Source organism: Melittangium boletus DSM 14713 (assembly GCF_002305855.1).
Taxonomy (GTDB): domain Bacteria; phylum Myxococcota; class Myxococcia; order Myxococcales; family Myxococcaceae; genus Cystobacter; species Cystobacter boletus.
Genome location: NZ_CP022163.1, coordinates 7,242,540 through 7,256,598 on the forward strand (window position 1 = coordinate 7,242,540; position 14,059 = coordinate 7,256,598).

Annotated in this window: 15 protein-coding genes; 14 read left to right on the plus strand and 1 reads right to left on the minus strand. The window is 69.8% G+C overall.

From position 1 onward, the window contains the following. Positions 1 to 14 precede the first annotated feature (14 nt). From rpiB to ribD, 4 genes are read left to right on the plus strand one after another with little or no spacing between them, the layout of a single operon-like run. Entirely contained in the window at positions 15 to 464 is a 450-nt protein-coding gene (rpiB, locus tag MEBOL_RS30060; RefSeq protein ID WP_095980660.1) for a ribose 5-phosphate isomerase B, read from the plus strand. Positions 465 to 496: 32 nt separating this feature from the next. After that, positions 497 to 1,753 (plus strand): serine hydroxymethyltransferase, encoded by a 1,257-nt coding sequence (locus MEBOL_RS30065; RefSeq protein WP_095980661.1) that lies wholly within the window; start codon positions 497 to 499, stop codon positions 1,751 to 1,753. Positions 1,754 to 1,773: 20 nt separating this feature from the next. Further along, complete coding sequence (gene nrdR, locus MEBOL_RS30070) at positions 1,774 to 2,271, plus strand: transcriptional regulator NrdR (protein WP_095980662.1); 498 nt, start codon at positions 1,774 to 1,776, stop codon at positions 2,269 to 2,271. A 6-nt stretch (positions 2,272 to 2,277) separates the two neighbouring features. Continuing rightward, complete coding sequence (gene ribD, locus MEBOL_RS30075) at positions 2,278 to 3,453, plus strand: bifunctional diaminohydroxyphosphoribosylaminopyrimidine deaminase/5-amino-6-(5-phosphoribosylamino)uracil reductase RibD (protein ID WP_095980663.1); 1,176 nt, start codon at positions 2,278 to 2,280, stop codon at positions 3,451 to 3,453. A gap of 28 nt (positions 3,454 to 3,481) precedes the next feature. On the opposite strand, the gene MEBOL_RS30080 is transcribed toward ribD, so the two are convergent. Further along, positions 3,482 to 4,714, minus strand: a complete 1,233-nt coding sequence (locus MEBOL_RS30080; RefSeq protein ID WP_095980664.1) for a cytochrome P450 — start codon at positions 4,712 to 4,714, stop codon at positions 3,482 to 3,484. 208 nt (positions 4,715 to 4,922) lie between these two features. Between MEBOL_RS30080 and MEBOL_RS30085 the strand changes: the two genes are divergently transcribed. The 10 genes from MEBOL_RS30085 (at position 4,923) to MEBOL_RS30130 (ending at position 14,050) form a co-directional block, all read left to right on the plus strand. Continuing rightward, on the plus strand, positions 4,923 to 5,567 hold the full coding sequence (locus tag MEBOL_RS30085) for a riboflavin synthase (protein ID WP_095980665.1): 645 nt from the start codon (positions 4,923 to 4,925) through the stop codon (positions 5,565 to 5,567). Between the two features lie 25 nt (positions 5,568 to 5,592). Next, positions 5,593 to 6,789, plus strand: a complete 1,197-nt coding sequence (gene ribB / locus MEBOL_RS30090; RefSeq protein WP_095980666.1) for a 3,4-dihydroxy-2-butanone-4-phosphate synthase — start codon at positions 5,593 to 5,595, stop codon at positions 6,787 to 6,789. A gap of 62 nt (positions 6,790 to 6,851) precedes the next feature. After that, positions 6,852 to 7,340 (plus strand): 6,7-dimethyl-8-ribityllumazine synthase, encoded by a 489-nt coding sequence (ribH, locus tag MEBOL_RS30095; protein WP_095980667.1) that lies wholly within the window; start codon positions 6,852 to 6,854, stop codon positions 7,338 to 7,340. Positions 7,341 to 7,342: 2 nt separating this feature from the next. Continuing rightward, positions 7,343 to 7,762, plus strand: coding sequence for a transcription antitermination factor NusB (gene nusB / locus MEBOL_RS30100; protein WP_095980668.1), 420 nt, complete (start codon positions 7,343 to 7,345; stop codon positions 7,760 to 7,762). Beyond that, positions 7,759 to 8,247: a M17 family peptidase N-terminal domain-containing protein gene (locus tag MEBOL_RS30105; RefSeq protein WP_095980669.1), complete on the plus strand. Its 489-nt coding sequence runs from the start codon at positions 7,759 to 7,761 to the stop codon at positions 8,245 to 8,247. Before nusB ends, MEBOL_RS30105 begins: the two co-directional genes overlap by 4 nt. 52 nt (positions 8,248 to 8,299) lie before the next feature. After that, entirely contained in the window at positions 8,300 to 8,674 is a 375-nt protein-coding gene (locus MEBOL_RS30110; protein WP_095980670.1) for a response regulator, read from the plus strand. Further along, positions 8,671 to 10,920: a chemotaxis protein CheA gene (locus MEBOL_RS30115; RefSeq protein WP_095980671.1), complete on the plus strand. Its 2,250-nt coding sequence runs from the start codon at positions 8,671 to 8,673 to the stop codon at positions 10,918 to 10,920. Before MEBOL_RS30110 ends, MEBOL_RS30115 begins: the two co-directional genes overlap by 4 nt. A 33-nt stretch (positions 10,921 to 10,953) precedes the next feature. Beyond that, positions 10,954 to 11,517, plus strand: coding sequence for a chemotaxis protein CheW (locus tag MEBOL_RS30120; RefSeq protein ID WP_095980672.1), 564 nt, complete (start codon positions 10,954 to 10,956; stop codon positions 11,515 to 11,517). Continuing rightward, positions 11,514 to 12,077 (plus strand): chemotaxis protein CheW, encoded by a 564-nt coding sequence (locus MEBOL_RS30125; RefSeq protein ID WP_095980673.1) that lies wholly within the window; start codon positions 11,514 to 11,516, stop codon positions 12,075 to 12,077. Before MEBOL_RS30120 ends, MEBOL_RS30125 begins: the two co-directional genes overlap by 4 nt. After that, positions 12,074 to 14,050, plus strand: coding sequence for a HEAT repeat domain-containing protein (locus MEBOL_RS30130; protein WP_095980674.1), 1,977 nt, complete (start codon positions 12,074 to 12,076; stop codon positions 14,048 to 14,050). Before MEBOL_RS30125 ends, MEBOL_RS30130 begins: the two co-directional genes overlap by 4 nt. Positions 14,051 to 14,059 lie beyond the last annotated feature (9 nt).

Here is a 14,059-nt window from a genome sequence, read left to right on the forward strand (position 1 = left end):
TGGCGAGGGCTCCCATGAAGGTCATCATCGCGTCGGATCACGCGGGCCTGGAGTTGCGCCGCGAACTCGTGAAGGCACTCCAGGAGTCGCGCGCCGAGGTGGATGACCTGGGCCCGGCCACGGCCGAGTCCGTGGACTACCCGGACTTCGCCCGCCAGGTGGCGCTCGCGGTGGCCGAGGGCCGCGCCACCTATGGCGTGCTCGTGTGTGGCACCGGCATGGGCATGGCGATCACCGCCAACAAGTTCCCGGGCATCCGCGCCGCGCTGTGCACGGACGAGTTCGTGGCCCGCATGTCCCGCGCCCACAACGACGCCAACGTGCTGTGTCTGGGCCAGCGGGTGGTGGGCCCGGGACTCGCCCGGAGCATCCTGGACGCCTTCCTGGCCACCCCCTTCGAGGGCGGACGCCATCAGCGGCGCCTGGACAAGATTCGCGAGGCCGAGTCCGGCAACGGGCGCTGACGGCCATCATTCCAACCGAGGAGACACAATCCATGGAGAACACCCGCAAGCTGGCCGAGGTCGACCCGGAGATCGCCAAGGTCCTCGTGGAGGAGACGCGGCGCCAGGAAGAAGGCCTGGAGCTCATCGCCTCGGAGAACTTCGTCAGTCCCGCCGTGATGGAGGCCGTGGGCTCGGTCCTCACCAACAAGTACGCGGAGGGCTACCCCGGCAAGCGCTACTACGGCGGCTGCGAGGTGGTGGACGTGGCCGAGTCCCTGGCCATCTCCCGCGCCAAGGAGCTCTTCGGCGCCGAGTACGTCAACGTGCAGGCCCACTCGGGCAGCCAGGCCAACATGGGCGCCTACATGGCGCTGATGAAGCCGGGCGACACGCTGCTCGCCCTGGACTTGAATTCGGGTGGCCACCTCACCCACGGCTCCGCGTTCAACTTCTCCGGCAAGCTCTACAAGGCCGTGCACTACGGGCTCACCCGTGACACGGAGACGATCGACTACGCGCAGGCCGCCGCCCTGGCCAAGGAGCACAAGCCCCGCGTGGTGGTGGTGGGCGCCTCGGCCTATCCGCGCGTCATCGACTTCGCCAAGTTCCGCGAGATCGCCGACAGCGTGGGCGCCGCGCTCATGGTGGACATGGCCCACATCGCCGGTCTCGTGGCCGCGGGCATCCACCCCTCGCCCGTGCCCCTGGCCGACATCGTCACCAGCACCACGCACAAGACGCTGCGCGGCCCGCGCGGAGGCCTCGTGCTCGCCAAGGAGCCCTACGGCAAGACGCTCAACAGCCAGATCTTCCCGGGCATCCAGGGCGGCCCGCTCATGCACGTCATCGCCGGCAAGGCCGTGGCCTTCCGCGAGGCGCTGTCGCCCGAGTTCAAGGCCTACCAGAAGCAGATCGTCGCCAATGCCCAGGCGCTCGCCGAGGCCCTGCAGAAGGGCGGCCTGCGCCTGTGCTCCGGCGGCACGGACAACCACCTGATGCTCGTGGACCTGCGCCCCAAGAAGCTCGTGGGCAAGGTGGCCGAGGAGGTGCTGGGCAAGGCCGGCATCACGGTGAACAAGAACATGATTCCGTTCGATCCGGAGAAGCCCACGGTGACGTCCGGCGTGCGCATCGGCACCCCGGCCCTCACCTCGCGCGGCATGAAGGAAGCGGAGATGGCCACCGTGGGCGCGCTGGTGGTGGAGGCGTTGGACCACGCCTCGGACGAGCCGCGTCTGGGCCACATCCGCGCCCGCATCCAGGAGTTCACCCAGGGCTTTCCGCTCTACGCCTCGCGCCTGAAGTAGCGGGAGGCCCCCCCCCGCCCATGCGCTGCCCCTTCTGCCAGGACGCCGAGAACAAGGTCATCGACTCGCGCGAGTCTCAGGAGGGGTCCGTCATCCGACGGCGCCGCGAGTGTCTGAGCTGCAAGCGGCGCTTCACGACGTACGAGCGGGTGGAGGAGCTCGCTCCGCTCATCGTGAAGAAGGATGGGCGGCGCGAGACGTTCGATCGGGACAAGCTGCTCGCGGGCCTGCAGAAGGCCTGTGAGAAGCGCCCGGTGTCCTCGGATCGCCTGGAGGAGACGGTGGCCGCCGTCGAGCGGCTGCTGCAGGGGATGGGGGAGAAGGAAGTTCCCTCGTCGGTCATCGGCGAGGAGGTGATGCGTCGGTTGCAGGCGCTGGATGAAGTGGCCTACGTCCGCTTCGCCTCGGTGTACCGCAGCTTCCACGACATCACCGAGTTCATGGAGGAGCTCAAGGACTTGCTGTCGGAACGGGCACGGGAGCGCAAGCCGCCGCGTCCTCCGGACAAGGAAGGTTGACGGGCGATGCGGCTCTTGACGCGAGCGCGGTTGCAGGCGGGGCGTGCGCCCCGGGCGAAGCGCACGGCGGACTTCGATCAGGCCGTGGCGGAGTTCTTCATGCGCCTGGCGCTGGAGGAAGCCGCCAAGGGGCTCGGGCGGACCAGTCCCAACCCGGCGGTGGGCGTGGTGCTGGTGAAGAGCGGCCGCATCATCGCGCGGGGCTACCATCGCCGGGCCGGAACCGCTCACGCCGAGGTGGTGGCGCTCGAGTCCGCCGGCTCCAAGGCACGGGGCGCGGACCTCTACACGACGCTGGAGCCGTGTGATCACTACGGGCGCACGCCTCCGTGCAGCCAGGCCATCCTGGACGCGGGCGTGCGCCGCGTCATCAGCGCCTCGTCGGATCCCAACCCCAAGGTGAATGGCAAGGGCATCTCCCGGCTGCGGCGCGCTGGAGTGGAGGTGCTCACCGGCGTCCTCGTGGAGGAGGCGGATCGCCTCAATCGTCCGTTCTTCAAGGCGATGACCACGGGGCTCCCCTACGTCTCGCTCAAGGCGGCGGTGACCCTGGATGGCAAGCTGGCCACCGCCACGGGAGATTCCCGCTGGGTGACGGGCGAGCAGGCCCGGGCGTGGGTGCACCGGCTGCGCGATCAGGTGGATGTCATCCTCGTGGGCGCCAACACCGCTCGCAGGGACAATCCCCAGCTCACCACCCGGCTGCCGGGCGGCGAGGGGAAGGATCCCGTGCGGGTGGTGGTGGATTCACGCCTGCGCCTGCCCGCCACGCTGACCGTCTTCACCCAGCGCTCGCCCGCGCGCACCGTGGTGGCCACGTTGGAGGACCCCGCGGGCCGCAAGGCGAAGCGCTTCCTCGCGGCCGGGGTCGACGTCTGGCAACTGCCCGAGAAGAAGGATCAGGTGGACCTGGAAGCGCTCATGCGCCGGCTGGCCAAGGAGGGCCTGAACCACGTCCTGGTGGAGGGCGGAGCGGAGATGTACGGCTCCTTCCTGCGCGAGGAGCTGGCGGATGAGTTGCTGCTGTTCGTCGCCCCCAAGCTGATTGGCGGCGAGGGCCTGTCCTGGTCGGGTTCCCTGGGGGTCAAGCAGATGGCGCGGGCCCTCACCGTGAGCGCGCTCTCCTACGAGCAGGTCGGAGAGGATCTGCTGCTCCGGGCCAGGCTGCCCGGGTCACGTTGAGTTCCCCGGGCGTCTGGACAGGCGGGGCCTAGAGGGCCACGCGCAGCGTCTCCAGGCGGCGCCGGATGGGAGGCAGCGGCCGGTAGTCGGGCTTGTTCACGTCGAAGAGCGGCCGGATGTTGGGCATGCGGTGGATGATCTCCCGGAGGCAGATCTGCGTCTCCATGCGCGCCAGCGCCGTGCCCAGGCAGTAGAACGAGCCCAGGCCGAACGCCAGGCTGCGCACCGTGGTGGGCCGGGTGATGTCGAACCGGTCGGGATTGGGGTACAGGGCCGGATCGCGGCTGCCCGCGCGCAGCATGAGGATCATCATGCTGTTGGCCGGCACGTGTCCTCCCACCAGCTCCAGGGGCTTGGGCGTCACGCGGGTGATCAGGTCCACCGGGCCGTCATAACGCAGCGTTTCCTCGACGGCGGCGGGGATGAGCTCGGGCCGATCCTTGATCATCTGGAACTGCTCGGGATTCTGCATCAGCGCCAGCAGGGCGTTGGCGATGAGGTACACCGTGGTCTCGTGGCCTCCGAACATCAGGGCCACGCAGTTGCCCAGGATTTCCGCGTCGCTCTTCATCTGGCCCTCGGCCTGGGCCGTGGCGAGCACGCTGGGCAGATCGTCCAGGGGCGCGTGACGGCGCGCCTCGACGATGGGCTTCATGTAGTCCTGGATGGCCAGGATGGCCTTCTGGGTTTCCAGCAGCGTGGGCAGGTCGGCGATGCGGAACAGGTTGAGCGCTTGCTGGGACCACTGCTGGAGCTGATCGCGATCCTCCTGGGGCACCCCGAGCAGCTCCCCGATGATGTTGCAGGGCAGGGGATTGGCGATCTCCTGGATGATGTCGACCTCGGTCTTGCCCTCCACGGCGTCGAACAGCGACTTGACGAGGCTCTCGACGCGGGGGCGCAGACTCTCGATGGTGGCCGACGTGAGGTAGCGCCGCAGGACGCGCTGGATGCGCTGGTGATCGTCGTTGTTCTTGTGGCCCATCCACAAATCCAGCGACGCGCGCAACGGTTGGAGTTGCTCCTGGGCCTCCTGGGGCATCTGGTCGATCCACCCCGTGAGCATCGCGGAGCCCATGTCCGGATCCTTGAGCACCATGACGATGTCGTCGTAGCGCGTCAGCACGTACCCCTGGAGCTGAGGGCTGTAATACACCGGGTTCTCCGCCCGCAGCCGGGTCAGGAGCTCGGTGGGATCCTCGAGGACCGAAGGAGCGAACAGATCGTAATTCGAGGTGGAAACGGCGGGCGCAGCGCTCATTGGGTGACCTCTCGAATCCAGAGTTTATGAGGATAGCCCGGGTCAGGATGGGCCTCCAAGCAAGCGGCCTCGTGAGGCGCGCTCCCCCCATGCATGGATTTGCCTGGGTTGTATTTATTGGATTTCGCCGACCCGATAAAGGGCCCCCGGCCCTGGCCTCGTGTGGGGGCGGATCCCCAGGCGGGAATCCGTTATAAGTCCGCGCGACATGTTCACCGGACTCATCCAGGACATTGGCGTGGTGGAGCGGGTCATCCCCGGCGGGATGACGGATGTATGGATTCGTACGGCGCTGGGCGCCAAGGACTTCGAGCTGGGCGAGTCCATCGCGGTCGATGGGGCCTGTCTCACCGTGGTGGAGTGCGCGGGGGAGTCCTTCCGGGTCCAGGCCGCGCCGGAAACCCTGCGGCGCACCACGCTCGGCTCGCGCACGCCCGGCACCCGCGTCAACCTCGAGCGGGCGCTCGCGCTGGGGGATCGGCTGGGAGGCCACCTCGTCAGTGGCCACGTGGATGCCGTGAGCGAGGTGCTGGAGGCGCGGCCCGAGGGAGGCTCGTGGGTGATGCACTTCCGGCTCTCCGCGGACATCGCCCCCTTCTTCATCGAGAAGGGCTCGGTGGCCATCGACGGCGTCAGCCTCACCGTCAACTCGGTGGGGGTGGACCGCTTCGGCGTGCAGCTCATCCCCGAGACGCAGGCGCGCACCACGCTGCGCTCGCGCGCGGTGGGCGAGCGGGTGAACCTGGAGGCGGACATGATTGGCAAGTACGTGGCGCGGCTCGTGTCGCTGCGCCAGGGCCCGGGTGGCGGGCTCACCGAGGCGGCGCTCAAGGCGGCCGGCTTCGGGGGTTGAGCTCAAGGAAGGACCAGGAATTCTCATGGCGCACGGCAAGCAGCGGGAAACGGACAGCATCGCCCTGGTGGAGCGGGCGCTCGCGGAGATCCGCAAGGGTCGGATGGTCATCCTCACGGATGACGAGGACCGGGAGAACGAGGGGGACCTCGTCATGGCGGCGGAGAAGGTGACGCCCCAGGACATCAACTTCATGGCCACCCACGGGCGCGGGCTCATCTGCCTGGCGCTCAACGAGGAGCGCATCCGCCGGCTCAACCTGCCCCTCATGGTGCAGGACAACACCTCCTCCTTCCAGACGGCCTTCACCGTCTCCATCGAGGCCGCGCAGGGCGTGTCCACCGGCATCTCCGCCGCGGACCGTGCCCACACCATCCAGGTGGCCGTGGCGCCGAACGCCAAACCGGCGGATCTCTCGCGTCCCGGGCACATCTTCCCCCTCCGGGCCCGGGAGGGCGGGGTGCTGGTGCGCACCGGTCAGACGGAGGGCAGCGTGGACCTGGCGCGGATGGCGGGACTGCGGCCCGCGGGCGTCATCTGCGAGATCATGAACGCGGATGGCAGCATGGCGCGCCGGCCGGACCTGGTGAAGTTCGCCCGCAAGCACCAGATGGTGCTCCTGTCCGTGGCCGACATCATCCGCTACCGGCTGGAGCGCGAGCGGCTGGTCAAGCGGCTCGGCGAGGTGAAGCTGGAGCGCCGGGGCCAGGGCTCCTTCCAGGCCTACACCTACGGCAGCGACGTGGACAACGCCGTGCACGTGGCCCTGGTGAAGGGGGACCTGTCCGGCCGGGAGCCCGTGCTCACCCGCGTCCACCGCTCCTGCCTGATGGGGGACGTGCTGGGCAGCGCCGGGTGCGAGTGCGGCATCCAGCTGGAGCGGGCCTTCCAGCGCATCCACGAGGCGGGGCGCGGAGTGGTCGTCATCCTCCAGCGCGACGCCTCCGCGAAGAACCAGCTGCGCTGCACCCACGTGCCCAACGAGGAGATGGTCCCCGGGCACAAGGATCAGACGCGCCTGCGCGAGTTCGGGGTGGGCGCGCAGATCCTCAAGGATCTGAGGCTCACCCGGTTGCGCCTGCTCACCAACAACCCCAAGAAAATCGTGGGGTTGGAGAGCTATTCGCTGGAAGTGGTGGAGCAGGTCCCCCTGGCCGAGGCTTCCGCGCCCACCCGGAAGGTGGCCGCTCGCCGGCCCCCTCGCCCCCGGCAGGTGCCTTGAGCGGGGCCGGGGAAAACTCGGGGGGGACGCCAGCCGGGTGGCTGGTGTAGAGAGGGCGCCACATGCCTCGTTACATCGAAGGTGACTTTCTTCCCCCCAAGGGCCGCTTCGCCATCTGCGTGGCCCGCTTCAACGCGTTCATCACCGAGGAGCTGGTGAAGGGCGCGGTGGACACGTTGGTGCGCCACGGCGTCGCCGATGGGGACATCGACGTGTTCCGTTGTCCCGGTACCTACGAGCTGCCGGCGCTCACCCGGCGCGTGTCGGAAACCCGCGCGTACGTGGGCATCGTCACCCTGGGGGCCGTCATCCGCGGGGGCACGCCCCACTTCGACTACGTGTCGGGGGAGTGCACCAAGGGCATCGGCCAGGTGGCCTTCACCTCGCAGGCGGCCGTCACCTTCGGCGTGCTCACGTGCGACACGGTGGAGCAGGCCATCGACCGGGCCGGCGTGAAGGCGGGCAACAAGGGCTCGGAGGCGGCCCTCGCCTGCATCGAGATGGTCAACCTCCACGCGCGGCTCGCCGCCCTGCCGCAAGGAAAGAGCTGACCATGGGCGCGCGCAGAACGGCTCGCGAGCGGGCGCTCCAGGCGCTCTATCAGGTGGAGATGACGCCGGGCCCCATCCTGGCCGCCCTCGAGGACGCGTGGGCCGCGGCCGAGGTGGCCAACAAGGAGGCCGAGGCGGTGAAGTTCGCCCGTGAGCTCGCCGAGGGCGTCATGGCCCACCGCAAGGAGATCGATCAGCTCATCGAGGCGCACAGCCACAACTGGCGCCTGGACCGCATGTCGCGCATCGACCGCAACGTGCTGCGCCTGGGCGTCTTCGAGCTGAAATACCGCCCGGACATCCCCAAGAAGGTGTCGCTCAACGAGGCCGTGGAGCTGGGCAAGAACTTCGGCACCGAGGAGTCCAGCGCCTTCGTCAACGGGTTGTTGGATCGCGTGGCCGTCGCCCTGGGGAAGCTGTGAACGTCTCCACCCACGAACTCGGCCTGGGGGGCCTGGACTCGCTGCGGGAGGTGGATGCCCTCTGCCTCTTCGTGGCCGAGGACGATCGTCCCCTGCCGGGCATCGCGGGTTATGTGGACTGGCGGCTGTGCGGCGCGTTGTCGCGCGTGCTCCAATCCGGCTTCTTCGTGGGTTCCCGGGATGACTCCCTGCTGTTGCCCTCCGATGGAGGCTTTACCGTCCCCCGCGTCTTCGTCCTGGGGCTGGGCCGCCGTGGCGGCATGGATGCCGCCGCGTTGGGCGAGGCGCTCGCCTCCGCCGGTCAGGTGCTCGCCCGGGCCAAGGTGGATGCGGTGGCACTGGAAATCCCAGGTCAGGGCGCTCTGGACGACTCCGCGCGTCTCTCCGCCTTCCAGGAGCGCTTCCTGCCCGCCTTCAAGGGCAAGAAGGTGGCCGTCCTGGCGGACAAGGAGTTCGCCCGCCGTCTTCCCTCCCGCAAGGGCTGAGGCGCACCGCTTCTCATCCTTCTGGTAGGATGTCCGGACCGGTTCCTGACACATGACGTTCAAGATTCTGATCGTGGAGGATTCGAGGGCCTCGCGGGAATTGATTGCCGCGACGGTGGAGTCCATCCCAGGTCTTGAAGCCGTTACCTCCAGCAGCGGCCTGGAGGCGCTCAAGTTGCTGCCCCGACACGTCTTCTCGCTCATCATCACCGACATCAACATGCCCGACATCAACGGGCTGGAACTCATCCGCTTCATCAAGAACAACCCGGCCCTGCGCGACACGCCGCTGTTCATCGTCACCACCGAGGGACGCGAGACGGATCGCGACCGGGGGCTGGCCCTGGGCGCGGTGGAGTACCTCGTGAAGCCCTTCTCCCCACGCAGCCTGGAAGGGCTCGTGCGGCGCTACCTCCAACTCGCGTGAACACCGCTGGCAAGGCCCTGGCGGAGTTCATCGCCGAGGGGACGGAAATCGTCGAGTCGCTGAGCAAGGATCTGCTCGTGCTGGATCAACAGCGCGGCCTGGAGCCGGATCCGGAGCTCATCAACGGCATCTTCCGGGCGGCGCACTCGCTCAAGGGGCTGGCGGCGCTCTTCGGACAGGAGCGCATCGCGAAGCTGGCCCACCAGTCCGAGGATCTGCTGGACCGGCTGCGCCTGGGCAAGCTGTCGCTGGATGATCAGGTGCTCGACACCCTCATCGAGTCGCTGGATGCGCTCCAGTCCCTGCTGGCCGAGGCCTCGCGGGAGGAGGCGTCGGACGCCCTGGGCGAGCGGGTGTCGACGCTGGGCACCCGGCTGGCGGACCTGGGCACGGTCTCGGCCGCGTCCGACGAGGATCCATTGGATCGGTTGGAGCTGTCCGAGCAGGTGCGGGCCGTCTTCACCGAATACGAGGAGCACCGGCTGCGCGAGAACGTGCGCCGGGGCGTGGCCCTCTACCGCGTGCGGGCCGCGTTCGACCTGTCCGACTTCGACACGGGCCTCACCGAGCTCAACGCGCGCCTCAAGCCCCTGGGCGAGGTCGTCAGCACACTGCCTTCCTCGGAGCCGGGAGGCCTGTCGGGCATCGCGTTCGATCTCATCTTCGGCGCCCGGGTATCGACCGAGGAGCTGACGCAGAAGCTCGAGGGGACGCCCGCTCAGCTCTTCGCGCTCGTCACCCGTCCGGCCGCCGCCCCCGTCACCCCGCGGGCCCCGGCGGCTCCGCCCGTGCCGCCGGCCGAAGCGGGGTCCACCCCGGTTCGGAAGACGGCCAAACGCAAGCCCCGGACGCCCAAGGCACCCGCTCCGCAGACGCCTCCAGACGAGCCGCTCGCCGCCGCCTCGAGCACGATGCCCACGCTGCGCGCGCTCGAAGCCGTCTCCTCCGGGGAGGCCTCGTCCTCGTCTCCGGTGCGCACGCTGGTGCAGGAGTCGCCCACTCCCCGGGGGACTCGCTCGGAGGGCGAGTCCGCGCGGAGCCTGACCCAGACGGTGCGCGTGGACATCCGCCGGCTGGACGCCTTGATGAACACCGTGGGCGAGTTGTTGCTCATCAAGGCCAACCTGCAGCGCATGGTGGAGAACGTGCGGCTGGACGCCGGGGTGTCGCTCTCCAAGGTGTGGGGCCAGGAGCTGTCGCGCGAGACGCGGCAGCTCGAGCGCAAGCTGGACGCGCTCCAGGAGGGGCTGCTCGAGGCGCGCATGGTGCCGGTGGGCCAGGTGTTCGACCGGCTCGCGCGGCTGGTGCGCCGCATCGCGCGGGAGGTGGGCAAGGAGATCGACTTCATCATCGGCGGCGGCGACGTGGAGCTGGACAAGCTCATCGTCGAGGAGCTGAGCGATCCCCTCATGCACATCATCCGCAACGCCATCGACCATGGGGCCGAGTCCCCCGAGGCGCGGCAGGCGGTGGGCAAGCCCCGGCGGGCACGGATCTCCCTGCACGCCGAGCAGAAGGGCAACCACGTCGTCATCGAGGTGAGCGACGACGGGGCGGGCATCGACGAGCTGGGGGTGCGCGAGCTGGCGCTGCGCAAGGGCCTCATCACCGATGCGCAGGCGCGCGAGATGAGTCGGCGCGAGCTGCTCAACCTCATCTTCCTGCCGGGCTTCTCCACGGCGAGCAGCGTGAGCGAGCTGTCGGGCCGGGGCGTGGGCCTGGACGTGGTGAAGAACAACATCGGCAACCTGTCCGGCATCATCGACGTGTGGAGCGAGCGGGGACAGGGCACCGCCTTCCACCTCACGCTGCCCGTCACCCTGGCCATCATCCGTGCCCTGGTGGTGGGCGTGAGTGGCCGCACCTACGCGGTGCCGCTCAACAGCGTGCTGGAGATCCTGTCCGTCAAACCCTCGGAAATCCGCACCGTGGAGCGGCGCGAGGTGCTGGACGTGCGTGGCACCACGCTGCCCCTCATGCGGCTGGCGCGGGTGTTCGGCCATCCGGAGAGCCATCCCGAGCGCCACTTCGTGGTGGTGGCGGGGCTCGCCCAGGAGCGCTTGGGCATCGCGGTGGATGAACTCCAGGGCCAGCAGGACATCGTCGTCAAGTCCCTGGGGGGCCGGTTGCAGGGCGTGCGAGGGATTTCGGGGGCGGCGGACCTGGCCAATCGCCGCACGGTGCTGGTGTTGGACGTGGGCGCCTTGCTCGAAGAGGGGATGAGCACGGAGCGCCGCCGGGCGTGATCCCCCGGACGCGGGCCTGCTATCTTCGGCGCCGTGCCTTCCCTGTCCGCACTGCTCGACGATTTCTTCTACCGCCCGGATGAGGACGTCGGCCCCATCCAGGAGGTGGTGGCCGGTACCGATGAGTCCATCGAGCCCGCGGCGGAAGAGGTGCCCGAGGAGTATCTGGCCTTCCGGCTGGAGGGCGAAATCTACGCGGTCCCCATCCACGGCGTACGGGAGATCGTGAAGGTGCCGCCGCTGACGGAGGTGCCCCGGGCCGCCTCCAACCTGCTGGGCGTCATGTACCTGCGGGGCGAGGTGTTGCCCGTCTATGACATCAAGGTGAAGCTGCGCCTGGCGGACAAGGCGCCCCTGGTGGCCGGCCCCGAGGCGCCACCTCCTCCTCGCGGTGCGCGCATCATCGTCGTGCAGACGGCGGACGGGTTGGCGGGCATCTGGGTGGATGCCGTTTCCGAGGTGGTGCGGCTGCGGCCGTCCATGCTGGAGTTGGCCCCTCCGGGGGTCGGAGGAGGGGAGCGCGACTGCGTGGTGGGGCTCGGGCGGCGGAAACAGGAACTCTTCATCCTGCTCGACATCTGGCAGGCCCTTTCATGAGACAACGTGCGCTCACCCTGAGCCGTCTGACCTCCTCGCGCGTGGAAGAACGGACCGAAGCGGAGCGGGATCCCCTCGTGCAACTGTGCGCCTTCTTCGTGGGGGCCGAGGAGTACGCGGTGGACATCATGCGGGTGGAGGAAATCCTCCAGCCCCAGCGCCTGACGCCCGTGCGCGGCGCGCCCGCCTTCCTCGAGGGCGTCATCCGGTTGCGCGGCGCCATCCTCCCCGTCGTGGACCTGCGCAAGCGGCTGCTCGGCGTGGAGGCTCCGGTGGACACGCCCAAGACGCGGCTGCTGGTGTGCTGGGTGGGCCGCCGGCGGGTGGCCTTCACCGTGGACCGCGTCTCCGAGGTGGTGCGGCTGCGGCGCAGTGAGATCAAACCCGCGCCGGCGCTCGGGGCGGTGGGCCCGGGCCCCTTCGTGGTGGGGGTGTACGGAGATCCGGAGACCCGTGAGTCGCACGGCACCGATGCGGAGCGGCTCAAGTTGTTGTTGGATGTGAAGGCACTGCTGCTGGCGGAGATGGTGCGCGACTCCGGCCGGAGGGTGAACGGATGAGCGAGGAGGGGCGCAACGCAGAGGAACTGCGATACCGGGCCCTGCTGGCGTTGGACGTCTTCCGGACGGATGCTCGCGAGCGCCTCGTGGAGGGGTTGCACGACGAGAGCTGGCGCGTGCGGCGCGCCGCGGCGGGCGGCTTCGCCCGGGTTCCTGGACGCGCGGCCTCGGTGGAACGGCTCATCTCCGTGCTCGGGGAGCGCGACGAGACGGGGGCGCGCAACGCCGCGGCCGAGGCGCTGGTGAGCCTGGGCTCCGCGTCCGTGGGGCCGTTGGTGCGGCTGCTCGGGCACGTGGATCCGGATCAGCGCAAGTTCGCCGCGGACATTCTCGGCCAGCTCGCCCGGCCGGAGGCGGAGGATGCCCTGGTGTCCGTGTTGCTGGAGGATGGCGACCTCAACGTGCGGGTGGCCGCGGCCGAGGCGCTGGGCCGCATGGCGGGACGCAGTGGCGCGCGCGCGTTGGAGCGGACCCTCAACGACGTCGAGCCCCTGTTGCGCCTGAGCGCCCTGGAATCGCTCGCGGCGCTGCGGCAGCCTCCCCCGCTGTCCGACGTGCTCCCCCTGTTGAACAACCCCCTGCTCAAGCGCAGCGCCTACCGGGTGCTCGGGCTCATTCCCCGCCTGGAGGCGACGGAACTCGTGTGCCGCGGACTGGGGGCGGAGTCGCGCTCCACCCGCGAGGCGGCGCTCGTGGCGTTGGGGCAGCAGGCGGCGCTGACGGCGCCCTCCCTCCGGTCGGCCATGGACGTGGCGGTGTCCCAGGTGCTCCAGCGCCTGCCCGAGGCCTCGGGGTGGGTGGCGAGCGCGTTGGAGTCGGAGGACCTGGAGCTGCGGGCCGGAGCGCTCGTGGTGGCGGCGGTCCTTCGCTCGCCCAAGCTGGCGCCCCTGGTGGCGGAGGTGGCGCAGGAGGAGCGGTTGGTGCCCGAGGTCATGCGCACGCTCGCGTGCTTCGGTCCGGAAACCGGGCGCGAGCTGCTGGCGAGCATGGGCCGGCTGTCCTTCCCGGCGCGCGAGGCCGCGGGGCAGGTCCTGGTGGAGATGGTGGACGCCTCGTTCGTTCCCGAGCTCGTGCAGATGCTCGACTGGGGAGAGCTGGACGTGAAGAGCGTGGCGGTGCGGGCGCTCGGGCGTACGGGCTCCCGGGATGCCGTGGCGCCGCTCGCCCAGCTGTTGTCCGATCCGGAGATGGCCGCGCTGGCGGCGCGAGCCCTGGTGTCCCTGGCGACGAGCCACCGCGACCTGGTGCTCCAGGTGCTGGAGTCGGCCCTGGAAGGCGGCGCGGAGCCCGCGGTGCTCAACGCGCTGGTGCGGGTGGGTGGCACCGCCAAGCTGCCCCTGGTCCGGCGGATCGCGAGCCAGGCGTCCGTGTCGTTGCGCGCCACCGCCGTGGAGGTGGTGGCCGCGGTGGATCCCGTCGGAGGGCTGGAGCTGGCCCGGTCCGCCTTGGTGGACGAGTCCTCCTCGGTGCGCGCCGCCGCGGTGCGGGTGATCGGCCAGCTCGGGGATGCCTCCATGGCGGAACTGCTCGCGCGGGCCCTGGCCGATAGCGCCCTGGAGGTCCAGCTCTCCGCCCTGGAGGCCGTGGGGGAGTGCGGGGCCCTGGAGCGGGCGGGGGATCTGGAGTCCCTGGTGCGCCACCCGGACGGCGCCATCGCCTTCCGCGCGGTGCGCTCGCTGGCGCGGCTGGGGCTGCTTCGGGACGAGGTGCTCGCGCGCGCGGTGTCTCATGAGGATCACGAGGTGGTGAAGGCGGCGCTCCAGGCGGGCGCGGATCGAGGCGGAGGCGAGGCCCTGGCGCTGGAGCTGTTGGGCCATGCGCGCTGGGACGTGAGGGCGGCGGCGGCTCGGGTGCTGGCGGACTCCGGCGGGACGAGCAGCCTGCCGACGATGCTGGCCGCGCTGTCCTTGGAGACGGATACGCTGGCCCGTCGAGCGCTGGTGGACGCGGTGGAACGGCTGTCGGGACGCTGAGTCGGGGAG